This is a genomic window from Vibrio sp. 10N.286.49.B3 (assembly GCF_002873395.1).
Taxonomy (GTDB): domain Bacteria; phylum Pseudomonadota; class Gammaproteobacteria; order Enterobacterales; family Vibrionaceae; genus Vibrio.
Genome location: NZ_MCUV01000046.1, coordinates 47,264 through 67,062 on the forward strand (window position 1 = coordinate 47,264; position 19,799 = coordinate 67,062).

Sequence of the window (19,799 nt, forward strand, 5' to 3'; positions counted from 1 at the left end):
AAAATAACCGAAGAATTCTACTCAAAAATGTGATGAAGATACAGAAAAAAAATATTATTTTGCTTCTAAATGCTCAACCATTAACTGTAATGACTGATTACCTCTAAATTCATTGATATCTAATTTAAATGCCAAGCGTACGGTTTTAACCGATGCATCAGGCCAGCGACGTAAATCGACATTAAAAGCGATGCCATCAATCATGATATTGGTTGGCATTCCTTTAAATAGCGGCTCTAGCATGAGCTTGAGATGCTTTTCTCCCACTAGTTTTTGATGTAAAACTTTAAATTCACCATCAAATATCGGCTCTGGAAACGCTTGCCCCCAAGGTCCTGCGTTGCGCAGTAACTCAGCCGTATGCATGGAAAACTCTTCAGGCTTCAATTCACCGTCAGATAAGATAATACCTTTTAATGTCGTTTCACCTATCTCTTGGCGCACAACATCATCAAAAAGTTGCTTAAAGCGATCGAAGTCTTTTTCCATGATCGTCAAACCAGCGGCCATCGCATGACCACCAAACTTTAAAATCAGACCTGGATTTTGCGTATCAATGCGATCTAAAGCATCGCGCATATGTAAGCCAGGAATCGAACGACATGATCCTTTTATCGACCCTTCCCCACCATCAGCAAAGGCGATAACAGGACGATGGTATTTATCTTTAATGCGTGACGCTAAGATACCGATAACCCCTTGGTGCCAATCACGCTGAAATAACGCGAGCCCATAAGGTAATTCACTCGCATCACTAAACTCTATGCGCTCACAAAAAGCCAGTGCTTCTTGCTTCATGCTATCTTCAATTTCTTTGCGTGTTTGGTTTAAGCCATCCAATTCGCTCGCCATACGACGCGCAGCATGAATATCATTACTCATCAATAGTTCAACGCCAAAAGACATATCATCTAAGCGACCTGCAGCATTAATTCTAGGTCCAAGAGCAAAGCCAAAGTCGGTGGCAACTAAACGATGCGCTGAACGTTTAGCGACTTCGATTAACGCTTGAATACCTGGTCGACCTTTACCTGCGCGGATACGTTGTAAGCCTTGATGAACCAAAATTCGGTTGTTTTCATCTAGAGGTACCACATCGGCAACCGTGCCTAGTGCCACTAAATCAATAAGCTCCATCAACTTAGGCTCTGCCATGTCTTGTTGAGCAAACCAACCTTCTTTACGCATATGAACGCAAAGCGCCATCATGAGATAAAAAGCAACACCAACACCCGCAAGTGCTTTTGATGGGAAGCCACAGGTATCTAAGTTTGGGTTCACCATCGCATCAACATTAGGCAACTCATGTCCTGGTAAGTGATGATCAGTCACTAAAACCTGCAAGCCTTTTTCTTTGGCATAACGAACGCCATCAATAGAAGAAACGCCATTATCCACCGTCATAATCACTTCAGCGCCTAACTCAATCACTTGATCGACCACTTCAGGGCTTAACCCATAGCCATCTTCAAAACGATTTGGCACTAAGTAATCCACATTGCCTGAGCCAAGCATGCGTAAAGCTAATACCGACAGTGCAGAACTGGTTGCACCATCAGCATCAAAGTCACCGACAATGATGATTCGTTTATGGGCTTTAATGGCGTCGAATAACAAAATAACCGCTTGCTCAATGCCGCCCAACTTTTGGTAAGAATGAAGCCCTCTTGCAGCCGTTTCTAATTGGGTGGCATTGGTGATCCCACGACTAGTGTAAATGCGCTTTAATAGATCAGGCACAGAATCAGGTAGGGGCGAAAGTTCAGTTTCAGGGCGGCGTTGGATTTCTATCATACGATGTGTCATTAAAGCCTAACCAATCATTGTTAGGCTTTACTCCTAGTAAATTATTGTTCTAAACGTTGTAAAAGCTGTGCTGGTGGCAGGTAACCACTCACTAATTCACCGTTTGCTAAGAAAATAGCGGGTGTACCTGTGATGCCTAACTCACGACCTAGTTGGTGGTGCGTTGCGATGGTCTGTTGGCACTGAGCTAAGTCTTGCTCAGATGCTGTAAAGCTGCGTTTTGCCTTCGCAGCCGTCATTGCTACAGCAGGATCTTCTGCGCACCAAATTTTTGCCATTTGCTCAGCCACTGGACCAACACTACCTTGGCGAGGGTAAGCGAGGTAACGTACTGTAATACCGAGTGCGTTATACCCTTCCATTTGGCTATGTAATTTGCTGCAGTAACCACAAGAGATATCAGTAAAGACAGTCACTACATATTTTTCATTGCTTGCTTTATATTCAATCATCGTATCTTGTAGTGCTGCAATTTTCTCGGCATTAATCGGCGCTTGGCGCTGTGCTAATACATCTTGGAAACTGCCATCTTCATTCAATTGATATAAAGTACCAGCAATAAAGTGCTCACCATTTGGTGATGAGAAAAGAACGCCACCTGTCGTTTGGATTTCAACTAACCCATCAACATCCGATGGCGTAACGTTAATAACTTCAACGCCAATTTTACTAAATCTTGCCGTCAAGGCAGCAAGGTCAACATCAACGCTTTGTACTGACGTTGGTTTAACTTCTTCTGCCTTAACCGTTGAAGCACCAGCTTCACCATTGCAAGCTGTAAGTAAGAAAGGGAGAGTTAGCAGTGGTAGTCGGCGTAATACGCTCATTAAATATACCTTCAATTATTTAGGGCTAAGATCGAGGGTGATGATCTGCGTGAATTTGTTTTAGTCGCTCAGTAGCAACATGAGTATAAATTTGAGTGGTTGATAAGTCACTATGTCCTAACAACATCTGTACGACCCTGAGATCAGCGCCATAGTTCAATAAATGCGTCGCAAAAGCGTGGCGCAGTACATGGGGAGATAATAGCTCAGTATCGATTTCAGCTAAAACGGCATAATGTTTAATACGATGCCAAAATGTTTGTCGAGTCATTTGCTTAGCTCGGCGACTAGGAAAAACCACATCCGATGTTTTTTCACCTAACAGCTGTGAACGACCTTGTTCAATAAAGGTTTCAATCCAGTCAACCGCACTTTCTCCCATCGGTACTAAGCGCTCTTTGCCCCCTTTACCCGTGACACGCACAACGCCTTGTCGCAAGCTGACGTTTTCCATGGTCAAGCTGATCAGCTCGGTCACACGCAAGCCTGTCGCATACAAGAGTTCTAGCATGGCTTTATCACGCAACTCCAGAGGATCATTTGGATCGGGCGCTTCAAGTAAAGCATCCACTTGATCTTCTGATAAATCCTTTGGTAACCGTTGTGGTAATTTAGGGCTGACCAATAAAGCGCTAGGATCATCCATGCGCACTTTTTCACGGTGCAAGTACTGGAATAAGCGACGGATCGCGGAAATCATTCGAGCACGAGAGGTCTGTTTATAATCTTGATCAGCCAGCCAAGCTTGATACTCATGTAGGCCAGCAGTACTAATAAAGTCGAGTTTATAGTTATACGTTTCCATCCAAGAGAGTAGCTTAACTAAGTCGGTTCGATACGATGATAAGGTGTTTTCTGATAAGCCCCTTTCCATCCACATCGCATCAAGAAATTGCTCTGTAAGATGACGATCATCAGAAAAGTCTGAAGATGGATTGAGTGGTGCAGAGGTTTCCATTATATAACCGCCTAAAATCATTATTAAATCTCTTGGCAGAGTATGCCAGAGGCTAGTGAAATACCATAAAAAAACAACGATTGATGGATATTGACTGCAAAGCGAATCGTTTTATGGTTAGAATCGGGCAAGACTTTCAATCAGGTACCTTTGATACGATGAAAATTGGATTATTTTACGGCTCAACGACTTGCTACACTGAAATGGCAGCGGAAAAAATTCGCGCGATTATTGGAGATGACCTTGTTGATCTTCACAATGTAAAAGAAAGCCCACTTTCACTCATGAACGACTATGATTTACTCATACTTGGAATTTCCACATGGGATTTTGGTGAAATACAAGAAGACTGGGGGGCTATATGGCAGCAAATCGGTGGCGTGTCACTAAACGAAAAATGCGTAGCGCTGTTCGGACTCGGCGATCAAGAAGGCTATGGCGAGTGGTATCTGGATGCCATGGGACTGCTGCATGATGAGTTACAAGTAACAGGTTGCAAGTTTATTGGTTACTGGCCAAATCAAGGCTACGAATTTGAAGCGTCAAAAGCACTCACCCCAGATGGTAGTCACTTTGTTGGCTTAGCTCTTGATGAAGATAGCCAATATGAGTTAAGTGATGAGCGCATTGACATTTGGTGTGAGCAAATACTCACTCAGTATCACGACTCGCTATAGCTCTATTCACTGTAAGCGACTCACTACACTCTATTTTCTATCGCAGTCTTAATTAAAACACTGGCTATAGAAAAGGCCTCACTTGCTACCAAGTGAGGCCTTTTTTGTATCGATAGAGGGCGTGTTATACCACGTTATTATGCGGCTTCTTTCGTTAACGCTTGCTCTGATGTTTTACCAACAAAGAACATCGCTACGATAGCTGCAGACGTTGGCAGTAACCAACCCATACCAACGCTAAACAAAGGCAGTGCATCGAATGCTGACACATCAAGACCAGCGACTTTAGCTGCATCAAGTAGAGCGAACAGTAGAGATACTGATAGTACGAAACGGTACGCTAAACCTGGGTTTGGCAGACGGTTACGAACAAATGCTAGTACAATCAATGCAATCGTTACTGGGTAAAGAGCAAACAGTACAGGTACTGAAAGTGAAATCAGTTGAGCTAGACCGATGTTTGCTACTGTTGCACAAGCAACACCAATAATGATAACCCACTTTTTGTAGCTTATTGATGTGATTGAGCTGAAGTAATCAGAACATGCAGAGATAAGGCCAATCGCTGTTGTTAGACACGCTAAAATAACAATGCTTGATAGAACAACCTGACCAGAAGGGCCAAATAAAGCTTGTACATATTGCGCTAATACAATGCCACCATTATCGGCACCAGGAGCCACAACTGAACTTGTTGCGCCTAGGTAGAATAAAGAAATGTATACAAAAGCCAAACCTAGCGCTGCAACACATGCCGCTGATACTAAGTATTTACGGATAGCTGAATCATCCGTTATACCTTTCTTACGCAGAGCATCAACAATCAGCATACCAAACATTAGTGCGCCAAAAGTATCCATGGTGTTATAACCTTCCAGGAAACCGGTCGCTAATGGTTGAGTGATATAATCACCTTGTGCAGCCAGAATATCGCCTTGTGGGTTAACAAATACCGTTACCGATAAAATGATAAGACCAAAGAAAAGAACAGGTGTTAATAGCTTACCAATGACATCAATCAGTTTGCCTTGTGCCCATGCAAAGTACATTGCTATAGCAAAGAATCCGATAGAGAAAATCGTTAGGTGCATCTGCTGAGCGTCAGCAAAGAATGGACGAATACCCATTTCGTATGCCACTAACCCAGTACGAGGGGCAGCAAAAGCAGGACCAATGATAATGTAAATAAGTACAGCAATAATAAGCGCTATACGCTTTGGTAGGTCTTGTGTTAAATGACTCCAACTACCACCAGCAACCGCGATCGCAATAATTGTCACAAGAGGAAGACCGACAGCGGTTAATAGAAAACCTGTCATCGCTGATAAAACATTACCACCAGCAAGTTGACCGGCTAAAGGTGGGAATATGATGTTACCTGCACCCAAAAAGAAAGCGAAAAGCATAAAGCCTACCGCAAGAATATCTGTTAATTTTAAGCTCTGTTTCACAGGCTGCCCTTATTGTTATATTTAGAATATTGTTGTGTGTGTTGTGTTTGCATTACTAACTTGTGATAGCTGTCAAAACTTCACAATGTATAATTTATGTCAGGATAATGACTAAACCTTCAATAGTTGGCAACCCCAAAGGTAAAAACGCCACATAAAACCAAATAATCACGTCAAAAGCAGTTTATATCACTGCTTTTTTGATTGAAGTATAGAATTAATCACTTAACATACAACCATCAAATAACGCAACATGTAGAACATAGAACCAAACAAATCATTAACAGTAGCCGTATTCACTTAAATAACTAAAGAAGCCAGCATAAACATGAAAAGCAATGAATCGTCAAATTCTGCCAATAAAACCAAAGACTTTCAGTTCAAGCAGTTCTCAATTTATGGTGGAAATAGCGGTATGCCCGTCAGTACTGATGGCGTTTTACTCGGCGCATGGAGCATATTCACACAGGATCAACAGGTACTTGATATTGGCACAGGGACGGGATTACTGAGCTTAATGATCGCACAACGCTATCCTGAAATAGACATTACCGCTGTGGATATTGATGACTTTGCCTACCAAGCCGCGCACTTTAATTGCCAGCAATCACCTTGGGCAAATAGGATTCAACTGCAACAAGGGGATGTGTTGACGCTTTCTTTTGATCGCTGTTTTGATGGCATCATTTGTAATCCCCCTTATTTTGTCAATGGGGCTCAAGCTCAAAACCAACAAAGAGCGACCGCTCGACATACCGATAGCTTAGAACACAAAGCGCTGCTGATTCGATGCTGGGAGCTACTCAATGAGCAAGGGCATGCCAGTTTTATTTTGCCTATCGTTGAAGGTGAAGCGTTTATTCACAGCGCACAACAATTAGGTTGGTTTCTCGCTAGACGTTGTGATGTTAAACCTTCACCTAAAAAGCCAGTACACCGCATTTTATTTGAACTCAGTAAAAAAGAGACAACTTGCCAGTCAGCAACATTAACAATTCATGCTGAAAACGGTTATAGCGATGCATTTATTGCCTTAAGCAAAGATTTTTATCTCAAGATGTAGAAATATCATGTGATCCAAATCACTAATGCTTCTATAATGGCTGACTATTCTTATATCTCTTGATCCTAACGTTGGGGTCGAGAAAATTTATCGCTTGTGGAGAAACAACAGTGATCAGAACCTTTGCAGACCTCGATCTTGACCAAGATCTACTGAAAGCAATCGACGAAATGGGCTTCGAGCGCCCTACCCAAGTGCAAGCCGAAGCGATCCCACAAGCGTTAGATGGAAAGGACGTTTTAGCTTCTGCCCCAACTGGCACAGGCAAAACAGCTTCTTTTGTTCTACCAGCACTTCAATACCTACTCGACTTTCCACGCCGAAAGCCTGGGCCAGCGCGCATGCTGATCCTAACGCCAACTCGTGAACTTGCTATCCAAATTACCGAGCAAGCAAAAGAGTTAGCAAAATACACCAACCTAAATATCTTTACGATTACAGGTGGTGTTATGTATCAAGAGCACGCGGATATCCTCAGCAAAACTCAAGATATCGTGGTAGCAACACCAGGTCGCCTAATGGAATACATTGAATCAGAGCGCTTTGATTGTCGTGCGATTGAGTGGCTTATTCTTGATGAAGCTGACCGTATGCTTGATATGGGCTTTGGTCCTGTTGTTGACCGCTTATCCACTGAGTGTCGCTGGCGTAAACAAACGCTTCTTTTCTCTGCGACTTTAGAAGGGAAAGGCGTTGAAGGCTTTACGGATGATCTGCTCAAGAACCCAGTAAAAGTTGACTCACAGTCATCACTGCGTGAGCGTAAAAAGATTACTCAATGGTACCACCGTGCTGATACGGCCGAGCATAAGCTTAGCCTATTAAAGCACATCATCACAGAGCAAGCAGAGCACACTATCGTCTTCCTCAAGACACGTGAACGCCTAGGCGAACTGCGCGCTCAATTAGAAAGTGCGCAAATCCCATGTGCATGGATCCAAGGTGAAATGCCTCAAGAGCGTCGTAACAACGCGATTAGCCGTTTCCGTGATGGTAGCGTTAATGTACTGCTAGCGACCGATGTTGCTGCGCGTGGTATCGATTTACCTGATGTTAGCCACGTGATTAACTACGACATGCCACGAACAGCTGATGTTTACTTACACCGTATTGGCCGTACTGCTCGTGCAGGTAAAAAAGGTAGTGCAATTTCTCTTATCGAAGCACACGACCAACTCATGATTGAACGTGTTGCACGCTATACAAAAGAAGCGATCAAAGAACGCTTCATTGAAGGCATGCGCCCAACGCATAAAAAGCCAAGCGTAACGAAGAAAAAGAAAGCCGTAAAAAGCAGCAAAAAAGCCGTTGTTAAAAAGAAGAAAGCTAAGAAAAAGTAATCATACCGATCATAGCCAGTAAGCTTTAAACGATTTAAGCCCTAATGTCTCAGATATTAGGGCTTTTTATTATTCATTGATTGCGATAATTAACGACTCGGTGTCTGCTCTTCGCGTTTAAACACCAATTCTGATTCTGTTGATTCTTCAGCAACAAAATAATAGCCAGCAACATCAAACTGAGTCAGCTCTTCAATCGAATTGACACGCTGTTGAACAATATAACGAGCCATCATTCCACGTGCTTTCTTGGCATAAAAGCTAATCACTTTATATTGCCCATTCTTGCAATCTTTGAAAACAGGAGTAATGACTTTCCCCGTTAATTGCTTAGGTTTAACAGCTTTAAAATACTCATTGGAGGCTAAGTTTATTAATAAAGCCTCGTTTTGATCAGCCATGGTTTGGTTAAGATGATCGGTTATCTTATCACCCCAAAATTGATACAAATTCGTGCCACGTTCATTAGCAAGACGCGTTCCCATCTCTAATCGGTAAGGCTGCATCAAATCAAGCGGCTTTAAGACACCATATAAGCCAGATAACATACGCATGTGTTGCTGAGCATAATCAAAATCAGCCTCGCTTAACGTATTGGCATCAAAACCGGTGTAAACATCTCCCTTAAAAGCAAGAATCGCTTGGCGGGCATTATCGACAGTAAACGCTTCACTCCATTGCGCAAAGCGTGCCACATTGAGGCTGGCAATTTTATCGCTTACTTTCATCAAAGTTGAAATATCAGCGGGCGTTAACTTACGACATACTTCAATCAGTTGTGCTGAGTCACCAACCAGTTCAGGCTGGGTAAAACGGGTCGTTGCAAGAGGAGACTCATAATCGAGCGTCTTGGCGGGAGATACCACTATTAGCATGACTTATACTCTTATAATAATTTTATTGTTTTAAGAGTATAAAAAAGCCACGCGACCTCAACAAGAGAGATTTGCGTGGCTTTGCCTATTAATGCCATAGCCATCTACATTTGTAGTGACCGTCGCATTCAATTATTTCTTTTTAGAAAGATCCCAAATGCCTTCTTCTAACTGAGACTTCAGCTCTGGATAGTCATTTGAATCAAACGTTGGTACTTTACCTGCTTTTAGCTGAGCGTTGTAATCCTTCGCTAGCTTAATAACAATACCAGATAGCAAGATGATGGCTGCTAAGTTAACCATAGCCATTAAGCCCATAGAAACATCCGCTAGTGCCCAAACGGTTGGTAGCGTTGCCAATGAACCAAACATCACCATACCCAGAACAACACAACGGAATAGAGCAAGACCTTTCTTATTATTGTGCTTAAGGAAAATCAAGTTCGTTTCAGCGTATGAGTAGTTAGCAATAATTGATGTGAAAGCAAAGAAGAAGATCGCTACCGCAACAAAGATACCACCCCATGAACCGACTTGCGCTGTTACAGCACGTTGAGTTAGTTCAATACCCGTTACCGCTGTATCTTGTCCGATGTACTCACCTGACATTAAGATAATGGCTACAGTCGCAGAACAGATAACAACCGTATCCATAAATACGCCAAGCATTTGTACGTAACCTTGTGATGCTGGGTGCGGTGGGTAAGGTGTCGCTGACGCTGCTGCGTTTGGCGCAGAACCCATACCGGCTTCGTTCGAGAACAGACCACGTTTGATACCATTAATCATCGCTTGAGCAATGGCGTAACCTAGACCACCCGCTGCCGCTTCTTGCATGCCGAAGGCACTACGGAAGATAAGCAGTAGTACATCAGGTAGCTTTTCAAGGTTCATTAGCATAATAGCCATTGCTAGTGCTAAGTAAGCCAATGCCATAACAGGAACGATAAGCTCTGCAACGCGGGCAATTTTGCGAATACCACCGAAGATAACAACGGCTGACAACACAACAATACCAATACCGACGTACAGCTGATCAATACCAAATGCGGTATTCATCGCGCCAGCAATAGAGTTTGCTTGAACCGCGTTGAACACTAGACCAAAGGCAATGATTAAGAAGATAGAGAATAGAACCCCCATCCAGCGCATGCCTAAGCCTTTTTCCATGTAGTAAGCGGGACCACCTCGGTAGTTACCATCGCTATCACGTGTTTTATATAACTGAGCTAGTGTACTTTCTGCAAATGATGTTGCCATACCTAGCATTGCAATCAGCCACATCCAGAAGATAGCGCCAGGGCCACCTGCTGTTAGTGCAACCGCAACACCCGCCATATTACCAGTACCAACTCGAGCAGCCAGGCTTGTACAAAGAGCTTGAAAAGAAGAAATGCCTGCACTGTCTGATTTACGGCTATTACGCAGTACACTGAACATGTGTCCAAAGTGTCTAAACTGGATAAAGCCTAAGCGGATAGTGAAGTAAACACCAACGCCAACCAATAAATATACCAGAATCGATCCCCAAAGAAGATCGTTCATTAAACCAATTAATTCTGTCACAAGAACCTCACATAGAGTTTAAACAATGATTTTGCGTCCTGCCTGATCCTAAAATCGCCTATGCCGTTGTCAATGTTGTGGTGGCACTGCTTTTGTGGTTATTTGGTGCGATATAGAATGTAAATTGTTGCCTCATGCATCCATTTTACGTAATCAATGTATTTTGACCGTGCGGATAATGCAGTGAGATCAAGGAAAAATCAATATGCAAACAGCTTCACTTAAGGGCTATTATTCACCATAAAATCACCTGTAGTTAACATTAAAACTAATAACCACACCATTGTGGCACACAAAAAATCAAACAAACAGGTAACATAAGCAGACATTATATGTTGGAAGGGAATTGATTTAGAAAAAACGAGCTAAACCTAATTCGGGCAAGGCATTTCCCCCACCGAAGAGAAAATTTGAAAAAGTGTAGAAGCAAGAGAGATGCAGATAAAAAGCGATGACCTTTAACATTCATCAATAAAGATTCGTTTAATCAATAAACCGAGTAATCATCAAAGTAATTTAATTATAAATATCAGTCTGTTTGATTGTTTTTTAATCGCCATTTGATGCTATAAATGTGAAATAGCCCCTAAAAGTGACCATCAAACCAAGCCAAGCGTAACAAATGCGAAATATATCAAGGTTATGATTAGTTTGAATGTGATATTAAATATATTCCACTTTAGCTGGTAAACACATATAAAGAGGTAGCTTATGGATAGCTTTCAACTCGATGATATTATGGATTTTGATTCATCAGTAACTCACAAGACACGCACAACGAAACCTGCCAAAAGAAAATGGCGAGAAATTGAAGCCATTAAAGATCGCAGGCGTTTACAAAAAGAGTTAATGGATATTGATATGGGCCTTGATTTCAATCTAGAAGATATCAAGCTATAGGTCTTTGGCGATAGCTGTCAAGGCGATACGATAGCCTCAACTCTCTCATGTTACACCGCTAAACAGGCGCTCTTGCGAGCGCCATTTTGATTCAGTGCTTAATCGTAAGCAGGTAAGCCCAAGTCTAGCAGCACTCTTTATCGACTTGCTTTACCCGTTCGGCTAACTGACGATAACGATCCGCAATTGTATTACCAAATACTGGGTCATCTTCTACCTGATCCCACTTAGATTCAACACACTGCCAATCTTGAGTCGTAAACGTCTTAGCGATAAGTGGCAGGATGATTTTTTCTTCTTGCTCTAAATGATGCTTTTGCTCTGCAACAAAGGTATCGAGGTGCTCAATAAAGACTTGATTGGGTACGACAGCATCTTGCAAAATCATATCGACAATCATCAAAAAGTTTTGAGTATTGTCCGCTAACGCCCGATGCTCTTGAGCTAAGTCGTCAACTAATGCCTCATCACCATATTTATCTATATAGTAATAATAGAGGATGTCCTCTTTAGGGTGATGTACCTTATCTGAGTGTTCGATAAAGTAATCGACGATTTCCTTAACTAAACTATAATTTATCGTCTGCTCATTACTCAACTGACGTCGTTTTTGACGTAAGATAGCCAACAGACGGACCATATAGCCATGCTCTCTGCGGATCCTTTCAATCATCATTATTGCTCTCCTTTTCCTTACATACTGTAAGTGTATACAAAAACAGCGCACTCCGCCTTGACAGTGCTCAGAAAGTAGACAAGACGAAGGTGAAGAAGATCAGGTTATACTCATTGCTGTGATGATGAGATCAAAGAGAATTTACTTTATCTACTATTCGTTTATATGAGGTGGGGTTAAGTCGATATGCCAATTAATACTCTGACGCTGTGTACTTTCTAAAATCTGATTAACCTTAGAGAAGTGCTGGCAGCCAAAGAAGCCACGGTAAGCCGATAACGGTGAAGGATGAGCCGAGGTTAGAACATGGTGTTTATCAGTGTCTATCATGCGACCTTTTTTCTGGGCATGTGCACCCCACAATAAAAAGATCACGTCCTGATGATGCTCATTGAGGGTGGCAATGATGCTATCGGTAAAGGTTTCCCAACCGGACTTAGCATGAGAGTGCGCCTTGCCTTGCTCAACCGTTAAAACCGTATTAAGCAATAGGACGCCTTGATCTGCCCAAGACTTTAAAAAACCATGCGTCGGGATTTCAAACCCTTCGATATCTTGCGCTAACTCTTTATACATATTTGCCAATGACGGGGGCGTTTTTACACCTGGCAATACTGAAAAGCACAGACCATGCGCTTGCTGCGGTCCATGATAAGGATCTTGCCCCAGAATAACGACTTTTACATCTTGAAATGGAGTGAATTCAAAGGCATTAAAAACAGCATCTTGAGGAGGATAAATAACTTTACCTAACTGACGCTCTTGCTCAACAAAGCTTAGGGTCGCTTGGAAGTAGTCTTGCTGCTTTTCTTGCTCAATGATGCTCTTCCAAGTCATCGATAGTGGAACGGTATTCATGATTAGCTCGCAGTTAAATAAACGAGGTAGCATTATGGTACTAAGCGATACCTCGTTCAATCACTACCATTAAGAAAAGCGAATTTGAGGAGTGCGGAAGTGCGCAGAGCTACGTGAGTAATGATGATGTACCATCACACGGTTTACGGCCTGGTAAGGTTTCATCTTTCGCTTATTAGCCGCCATGATATCAGCAATCTTATCTTCTTTTGTCGACTGAGGAGTCAACGCTTGAATTGGTTGTTCGATAGGACGAGTTGTAGTTGAAATAGTCATAAGCGGCACCTTTACTCTTAATTAAAGCCAGCATAAAAACAGGCAGACCTAATCACTAATGAAAGAAAGATGCCAACTTTCACTTAACCATAAAAAAAATGTGGATTTATTGAACTTGCAGGTGAAAATCGTTCAAAGTAGTAATTTCTTTCGCCCAAGATTCAGGGTCAATAGTCTCTAATATCAATGGCATAGCATCAAATCTTGGATCTTTTGCTATGTACTCAAAACAAGCCCAACCTATCTCACCTTGACCAAGGGAATGGTGTCTATCGACTCGACTTGCCAAGGCTACCTTTGAATCATTTATATGCATTGCCCTTAAATAGTGCATCCCCACCACCTGATCAAACTCAGCAAAGGTCGCATCACACGCCTCTTTCGTACGTAAGTCATAACCTGCTGTGAAGGTATGGCAAGTATCTAAACAGACGCCAACTCGGCTTTTATCTTTTACTTGTGCGATTATTTGTGCGAGATGCTCAAAGCGCCAACCAAGGTTACTGCCCTGACCTGCGGTATTTTCAATAACAGCGATGACATTAGGTACCGCTTCATGAGCGAGGTTAATCGACTCCGCAATGCGACTTAAGCATTCTTCTTCTGAAATTTTCTTTAAATGACTACCTGGGTGGAAATTAAGTAGCGTTAGACCTAACTGATCACAGCGCTCCATTTCATCAATGAATGCCGCTCGAGATTTTTCTAACTTCTCTTCTTCCGGCGCACCTAAGTTAATAAGGTAAGAGTCATGCGGCAGGATCTGCTCGGCACTGTAACCAAGCATTTTGCAATTCGCTTTAAAAGCACTGATGGTTGCAGCTTCTAGTGGCTTAGCCGCCCACTGTCTTTGATTTTTAGTAAATAAGGCAAAAGCTGTCGCACCAATTTTTTTGGCTCGCATTGGTGCCTGATCAACCCCACCAGCAGCTGAAACATGAGCACCGATGTATTTCTTATTTTGTTTTTTTAAATTATCTGTCATTGCTTTCACTTCATACTTTCAATGTATGTTATCAATTGATTGATTTTTCGTATGTAACTTAACTTTCTAACGGTCTAATGTAGTAAATTTACCACAAAAAGTGAAATATTCATTTATCATAAATTAGCATAAAAAAAATGAAAACTTTGTTTTCGAAGCTTTTATTGATTTAACGCAATAAAAATACCTTTCAAAAAATAAGGTTTTTAGTTGTAATTTGATCCAAATCAATATTATTATACTGGATATTCGCTATATAATACGTAGCTCAACAAAAATAATAGAAATTAAACATCATAATTAACAACCCACGATATGTGGACTAGGAGAGAGTCATGATCCAAGGTATTCAAATTACAAGTGCTGCAAACGCTGATCTACAAAACTCAATCTGGCTACTAGACAGTGAGAAAAACGAAGCTCGCTGTGTTGTTGCTGCTGCTGGCTACGAAGCTGACCAAGTCATCGCATCTGCTGATCTAGGTGAATTCGAAAGCCGTGAAGTTGCTGTTGAAGCAACGCCTCTTATCGAAGGTGGTCAACACCTAAACGTAAACGTACTTAAGCGTGAAACTCTACTGGATGCTGTTGAGCACCCAGAGAACTACCCACAACTGACTATCCGTGTATCGGGTTATGCTGTACGTTTTAACTCACTAACAACTGAACAGCAGAAAGACGTAATCGCTCGTACTTTCACTGATTCTCTATAATTAGTGCATTAAGAATATTGCTACTCTATTGATACGAAAAAAGGTGCTCACTTGAGCACCTTTTTTTATACATCTGACTTGGTATTAATTAGCCATACACTTTATGTAAGATCGCTTTTAAGCCTTCAAAGTCATTATCCATCTCTGCTGATAATGATTCCATTACGGCATGTTTCGCCAATGGTGCTGGTAAATCAATATCCGTGTCTAAGATATCATCCACCACTTCTTTGAACTTAGCAGGGTGTGCTGTACATAGGAATAGACCGGTTTCACCTTCTTGTAACTGTTCATCTAGCAAGCGGTAAGCAATCGCACCATGTGGCTCACATAGATAACCTTGCTCATAAAGATCTTTTACTGATGCTGAACTTTGTGCATCGGTCGCCATACCTTTACCTAAAGTATCTAAACCCCAACCCTTAATGCGGCAAAGCTCTTCAATTCGTGGCCAGTTATTTGGCTGACTCACATCCATCGCATTCGATGTGGTTGCAACCGTTGGTTTTGGCTCCCACTGACCCGTTTCTAAGTAACGAGGCACAGTATCATTGGCATTCGTCGCGGCAATAAAGCGCTTCACAGGTAAACCAAGCGCTTTCGCTAGTAAGCCTGCTGTTAAGTTACCAAAGTTACCACTTGGTACTGAGATAACAAGGTTTTCACGCTCTGCTTTACTCATCTGCGCAGCCGCTTCGAAGTAGTAACAGATTTGTGCCATAAGACGGCTGATATTGATTGAGTTTGCTGAGTTTAGACCAACATCTTCACGTAGTTGAGCATCATCAAATGATTGTTTAACCAACGCTTGGCAGTCATCAAAATCGCCATTAATGGCCACAGTATGGATATTGCCACCTAATGTACAAAATAGCTTTTCTTGTAGTGGGCTGATTTTGCCTTTCGGATATAAAATCACAACATTGATATCTTCCATGCCATAGAAAGCATGAGCGACAGCAGCACCAGTGTCACCCGACGTTGCCGTTAAGATAGTGATCTTGCCACCATCAGAAACCGCTTTTAAAGATTGCGCCATAAAACGGCCACCAAAGTCTTTAAAAGCAAGCGTAGGTCCATGGAAAAGCTCCAACGCATAAACGTCATCTTTTACTGACTTAATAGGTGCTGGGAACTGAAAGGCATTATCAACTAATTGAGCCACTTGCTCTGCTGGTAGCTCATCACCAATTAATGCTGATAAAATTTTGCTGCTGCGAGGAATGAAGCTTTCCGCTAGCAATGCATCGATATCATCAAATGCCGGTAAATCTGATGGGAAAAATAGCCCTTGATTGCGACCTAAACCTTGGCGTACGGCTTGGCCAAATGACACTTGTTGGTCGTTTTCTTTGATGTTATACAGCTTCATAAGTCACTTCCTGTTACTTTCGAGCCTTGCTTATCTAAACGACAAACATGCACGAATCCTTCTTGGTTTTGTACATAATTAGTTTCAAGCCACGCAGCAATACGTTGCGCGACATCTTCACTTTGGCAAACACTAAATAAAGTTGGACCACTACCTGAGATCCCTGTAGCTAACGAACCTGCTGACATCGCATATTCACGCGCTTGAGCAAAGCCAGGTAGCAGTTTCGCACGATAAGGTTCAGCAATCACGTCTTTGATCATCTTCGCTGCCAACTCAGGTTGATTGGAGTGACAAGCATGGATAAAGCCCGCGAGGTGACGACCGTGCGCGATAATATCTTGGCGACGGTATTGTGACGGTAAAATCTCACGCGCTTCAGCTGTCGAGACTTTAATGCCAGGATAAGCCATAACCCAGTACCAGTTATCAAAGCATGGTACTTCTTGACTAATCACGCCCAGCTCTTCAAGCATTAACTGAACGCCACCTAAGTAACACGGTGCGACGTTATCATAGTGAATACCGCCAGAGATTTTACCTTCCATTTCACCCATCAAAGCCAGTAGTTCCATCTCATCTAATGGCTGGTCATGAAAGCGGTTAAGGGCATCTAATGCAGCCACAATAGAGCAAGCACTAGAACCTAAGCCAGAGCCAATTGGCATGTTTTTCTCAAGCGTCATCGCAAGTGGTTTAAGCGTGATCTCTTTCTTTTTAAGCTCACGAGCAAAGACCAACCAGCAATCATAAACGATATTATCTTCTGGGTTCTCTGGCAGTTTAGCCACAAAGCGCCCTGACGTTTGTAAAGTAAACGGCGCCTCACCTGATTTAACCAAAACGCGGTCACCGAGCAAGGTACCATCAATAGGAGAGACTGCTGCCCCCAACACATCAAAGCCAACACTCACATTACCAATCGATGCAGGAGCATAAACAACAACGCCATCATTCATGTTTGTCATTAATTAAACCCCTAACTTCCAGCCTAAAGTACGCATAACATCAGAGAAAACACCAGCAGCAGTCACTTCAGTACCCGCACCGTAGCCACGCAATACCAGTGGAATTGGCTGGTAGTAACGGCTATAAAACGCCAGCGCATTTTCACCATCTTTAATCTTAAACATCGGGTCATTTTCATCAACCGCAAGCATTCTCACCTTACAGACTCCATCGGCAATTTCACCCACGTAGCGTAAGACTTTGCCTTCTTTCGCCGCATCCGCTACCAACTGAGCAAAGTAAGCATCAGCTTCTGGCAAGCGATCCATGAACTCACTCACTGAACCAGAATCATCAAAACCTGGTGGCAATGCTTGGTCAACTTCAATATCTTCTAACTCTAAAGCCATACCTGCTTCACGAGCTAAAATGAGCAGCTTACGCGCCACATCCATACCGGATAAGTCATCACGAGGATCGGGTTCGGTAAAGCCATTCGAGCAAGCAATTGCGGTAGCTTGGCTAAGCGACATGCCTTCATCTAACTTACCAAAGATGTAAGATAGCGAACCAGATAAGATGCCGTTGAATTTATCTAACTCATCACCCGCTGAAATTAAGTTTTGTAGGTTTTCAATGACCGGTAAGCCTGCACCAACCGTTGTTTCATACATCAGTTTACGACGTGAACGACGCGCAGTTTCACGAAGTTGGTGATAATAAGCCATGCTCGCGGTATTGGCTTTTTTATTCGGTGTCACAACATGGAAACCTGCCGCTAAGAAGTCAGCATATTGGTTAGCAATATCTTCACTCGAAGTACAGTCCACCAGCACAGGGTTAATGATGTGGTTTTGCTGAACTAATGCAGAAAGGCGCGATAAGCTAAACCCTTCACTGGCATTGACCATACGATCACGCCACTGCTCTAATGGTAAGCCTTCGCTATCAAGCAATAGACCTTTGCTGTTTGCTAGACCACAAACTCGAATCACAATTCCTTTGTTAGCCAGCTTAATTTGTTGACGTTGAATCTGGTCAATCAACTCACCGCCGACACCACCAACACCAACAACAAATACATCTAAGAAGTGCTTAGAGTTAAATAGGTTCTCATGACACGCTTTAATCGCTTCTTTAATTTTATCCGCTGGAATAACGGCAGAAATAGCACGCTCAGATGAACCTTGTGCAATCGCAACCACATTGACATGCACTTCCGCCAATGAAGAGAAGAACTGCGATGCCACACCTTGAGAAGTACGCATACCATCACCGACTAAGGTCACAATCGCCATATCATCAAGAAACTCAACCGGCTCTAATAAGCCATCTTTTAACTCAAGTTCAAAGTTCTCTTTCAATGCATTTTGCGCATTGAGTTTATCGCCTGCTTCAATACAGAAACTGATGCTGTATTCCGATGACGATTGAGTAATTAAGACAATGGAGACACCAGCAGAAGACATCGCACCAAAGACGCGACTTGCCATACCAACCATCCCTTTCATACCAGGGCCAGAGACGTTAACCATCGTTAAGTCACTCAGTGTCGTAATGCCTTTAATTGCTAGATTATCTTCACCAGTATCTTGACCAATTAGTGTTCCAGCACCTTGTGGGTTAAAGCTGTTTTTGATCAAGCATGGGATGTGGAATTGAGCAATCGGAGCAATGGTTTTCGGGTGCAGTACTGAAGCACCAAAATAAGACAATTCCATCGCTTCTTGATAGCTTAGTGATTTCAGTAAACGCGCATCTTCAACTAAACGAGGATCGCAGTTATACACACCGTCAACGTCAGTCCAGATTTCACAACAATCAGCGCGTAAACAAGCGGCAAGAACAGCGGCTGAATAATCTGAACCGTTACGACCTAAAGTGACCAGTTCGCCTTTCGCATTACCGGCAGTAAAGCCCGGCATGATATTGACATGACCTTGTGGTAATGGACTCTGCTTGAAGTTTTGCGTCGAGATCTCAACATCAACCATCGCTTCTAAGTGATCGCCTTGCGCGTAAAAATACTGCACAGGGTCAATCAATGCGGCAGGTTGACCTTGCGCCTCTAGCACTGCTTTCATTAGTTGAATGGAGATACGCTCCCCTTTACTAATAATGCGTGCGTTGACATGGTTTGGGCACATATTCAGTAGCGTGATGCCATGAACAAATTGACGTAATTGCTCAAGTGAAATCGCCACTTGCTGATCGAACCCGGTCGAGTCAATGTTCGGTACACTTGCTTTGATTGCATGGAATAGTTGATCAAAAGATAACTCTAATTCCGCAATGTGTGCCTCTGTATCCCCAGAAGATAAAGCACTATCAATGATGGCCACTAACTTATTGGTCGTTTTACCCGGTGCGGATAACACAACCGCTACTTCTTCTTGTTGAGCATTATTAGCAATAATTTCTGCAGCACGTAAAAACCTATCTGCATCAGCTAATGATGAGCCTCCAAACTTTAATACTCGCATCCCTTCCTCCAAACAATCAAAAATA

Annotated in this window: 18 protein-coding genes; 5 read left to right on the plus strand and 13 right to left on the minus strand. The window is 42.5% G+C overall.

What is annotated here, in order from left to right; translation table 11 throughout:
• Nucleotides 1–54: 54 nt before the first annotated feature.
• The 3 genes from recJ to xerD are packed head-to-tail and all read right to left on the minus strand — an operon-like array spanning nucleotide 55 to nucleotide 3,591.
• Nucleotides 55–1,794: a single-stranded-DNA-specific exonuclease RecJ gene (gene recJ, locus BCU68_RS14540; protein ID WP_102565641.1), complete on the minus strand. Its 1,740-nt coding sequence runs from the start codon at nucleotides 1,792–1,794 to the stop codon at nucleotides 55–57.
• A 53-nt stretch (nucleotides 1,795–1,847) separates the two neighbouring features.
• Nucleotides 1,848–2,633 carry a thioredoxin fold domain-containing protein gene (locus tag BCU68_RS14545; protein WP_102565470.1) on the minus strand — a complete coding sequence of 262 codons (786 nt, stop codon included), beginning with the start codon at nucleotides 2,631–2,633 and terminating at the stop codon, nucleotides 1,848–1,850.
• A gap of 25 nt (nucleotides 2,634–2,658) precedes the next feature.
• The gene (gene xerD, locus BCU68_RS14550; protein WP_102565471.1) at nucleotides 2,659–3,591 is read right to left on the minus strand and encodes a site-specific tyrosine recombinase XerD; all 933 of its coding nucleotides are present in this window, start codon (nucleotides 3,589–3,591) and stop codon (nucleotides 2,659–2,661) included.
• Between the two features lie 158 nt (nucleotides 3,592–3,749).
• Here xerD and fldB point away from each other — a divergent pair, with 158 nt between their 5' ends.
• Nucleotides 3,750–4,268, plus strand: coding sequence for a flavodoxin FldB (gene fldB, locus BCU68_RS14555; RefSeq protein WP_102565642.1), 519 nt, complete (start codon nucleotides 3,750–3,752; stop codon nucleotides 4,266–4,268).
• 137 nt (nucleotides 4,269–4,405) lie between these two features.
• On the opposite strand, the gene brnQ is transcribed toward fldB, so the two are convergent.
• Entirely contained in the window at nucleotides 4,406–5,719 is a 1,314-nt protein-coding gene (gene brnQ, locus BCU68_RS14560; RefSeq protein WP_102565472.1) for a branched-chain amino acid transport system II carrier protein, read from the minus strand.
• 328 nt (nucleotides 5,720–6,047) lie between these two features.
• On the opposite strand from brnQ, the gene BCU68_RS14565 reads away from it, so the two are divergent.
• Both BCU68_RS14565 and srmB read left to right on the plus strand, forming a co-directional pair.
• A complete protein-coding gene (locus BCU68_RS14565; protein WP_102565473.1) occupies nucleotides 6,048–6,782 on the plus strand; it encodes a methyltransferase in 735 nt (244 codons plus the stop codon).
• Nucleotides 6,783–6,892: 110 nt separating this feature from the next.
• The gene (gene srmB / locus BCU68_RS14570) at nucleotides 6,893–8,122 is read left to right on the plus strand and encodes an ATP-dependent RNA helicase SrmB (protein WP_102565474.1); all 1,230 of its coding nucleotides are present in this window, start codon (nucleotides 6,893–6,895) and stop codon (nucleotides 8,120–8,122) included.
• A gap of 89 nt (nucleotides 8,123–8,211) precedes the next feature.
• Here the strand turns inward: srmB and yaaA are convergent, their stop codons facing one another.
• Complete coding sequence (yaaA, locus tag BCU68_RS14575) at nucleotides 8,212–8,997, minus strand: peroxide stress protein YaaA (protein ID WP_102565475.1); 786 nt, start codon at nucleotides 8,995–8,997, stop codon at nucleotides 8,212–8,214.
• Between the two features lie 132 nt (nucleotides 8,998–9,129).
• On the minus strand, nucleotides 9,130–10,563 hold the full coding sequence (locus BCU68_RS14580; protein ID WP_157935205.1) for a sodium:alanine symporter family protein: 1,434 nt from the start codon (nucleotides 10,561–10,563) through the stop codon (nucleotides 9,130–9,132).
• A 711-nt stretch (nucleotides 10,564–11,274) separates the two neighbouring features.
• Here BCU68_RS14580 and BCU68_RS14585 point away from each other — a divergent pair.
• On the plus strand, nucleotides 11,275–11,463 hold the full coding sequence (locus BCU68_RS14585) for a DUF3545 family protein (protein ID WP_102565476.1): 189 nt from the start codon (nucleotides 11,275–11,277) through the stop codon (nucleotides 11,461–11,463).
• 124 nt (nucleotides 11,464–11,587) lie between these two features.
• On the opposite strand, the gene BCU68_RS14590 is transcribed toward BCU68_RS14585, so the two are convergent.
• The 4 genes from BCU68_RS14590 to nfo all read right to left on the minus strand — a co-directional run bounded on the left by BCU68_RS14590 (nucleotide 11,588) and on the right by nfo (nucleotide 14,258).
• Nucleotides 11,588–12,139: a hemerythrin domain-containing protein gene (locus BCU68_RS14590; protein ID WP_102565477.1), complete on the minus strand. Its 552-nt coding sequence runs from the start codon at nucleotides 12,137–12,139 to the stop codon at nucleotides 11,588–11,590.
• A 153-nt stretch (nucleotides 12,140–12,292) separates the two neighbouring features.
• Nucleotides 12,293–12,997, minus strand: coding sequence for a uracil-DNA glycosylase (gene ung / locus BCU68_RS14595; RefSeq protein WP_102565644.1), 705 nt, complete (start codon nucleotides 12,995–12,997; stop codon nucleotides 12,293–12,295).
• Between the two features lie 69 nt (nucleotides 12,998–13,066).
• The gene (locus BCU68_RS14600) at nucleotides 13,067–13,273 is read right to left on the minus strand and encodes a hypothetical protein (protein WP_102565478.1); all 207 of its coding nucleotides are present in this window, start codon (nucleotides 13,271–13,273) and stop codon (nucleotides 13,067–13,069) included.
• A 106-nt stretch (nucleotides 13,274–13,379) separates the two neighbouring features.
• Nucleotides 13,380–14,258 (minus strand): deoxyribonuclease IV, encoded by an 879-nt coding sequence (gene nfo, locus BCU68_RS14605; RefSeq protein WP_102565479.1) that lies wholly within the window; start codon nucleotides 14,256–14,258, stop codon nucleotides 13,380–13,382.
• 335 nt (nucleotides 14,259–14,593) lie between these two features.
• Here nfo and grcA point away from each other — a divergent pair, with 335 nt between their 5' ends.
• On the plus strand, nucleotides 14,594–14,971 hold the full coding sequence (gene grcA, locus BCU68_RS14610) for an autonomous glycyl radical cofactor GrcA (RefSeq protein WP_102565480.1): 378 nt from the start codon (nucleotides 14,594–14,596) through the stop codon (nucleotides 14,969–14,971).
• 88 nt (nucleotides 14,972–15,059) lie between these two features.
• Here the strand turns inward: grcA and thrC are convergent, their stop codons facing one another.
• The 3 genes from thrC to thrA are packed head-to-tail and all read right to left on the minus strand — an operon-like array spanning nucleotide 15,060 to nucleotide 19,774.
• On the minus strand, nucleotides 15,060–16,343 hold the full coding sequence (thrC, locus tag BCU68_RS14615) for a threonine synthase (RefSeq protein WP_102565481.1): 1,284 nt from the start codon (nucleotides 16,341–16,343) through the stop codon (nucleotides 15,060–15,062).
• On the minus strand, nucleotides 16,340–17,311 hold the full coding sequence (gene thrB, locus BCU68_RS14620; RefSeq protein WP_102565482.1) for a homoserine kinase: 972 nt from the start codon (nucleotides 17,309–17,311) through the stop codon (nucleotides 16,340–16,342). The genes thrC and thrB overlap by 4 nt, the downstream gene beginning before the upstream one ends.
• Before the next feature lie 3 nt (nucleotides 17,312–17,314).
• The gene (thrA, locus tag BCU68_RS14625) at nucleotides 17,315–19,774 is read right to left on the minus strand and encodes a bifunctional aspartate kinase/homoserine dehydrogenase I (RefSeq protein WP_102565483.1); all 2,460 of its coding nucleotides are present in this window, start codon (nucleotides 19,772–19,774) and stop codon (nucleotides 17,315–17,317) included.
• Between the last annotated feature and the right edge of the window lie 25 nt (nucleotides 19,775–19,799).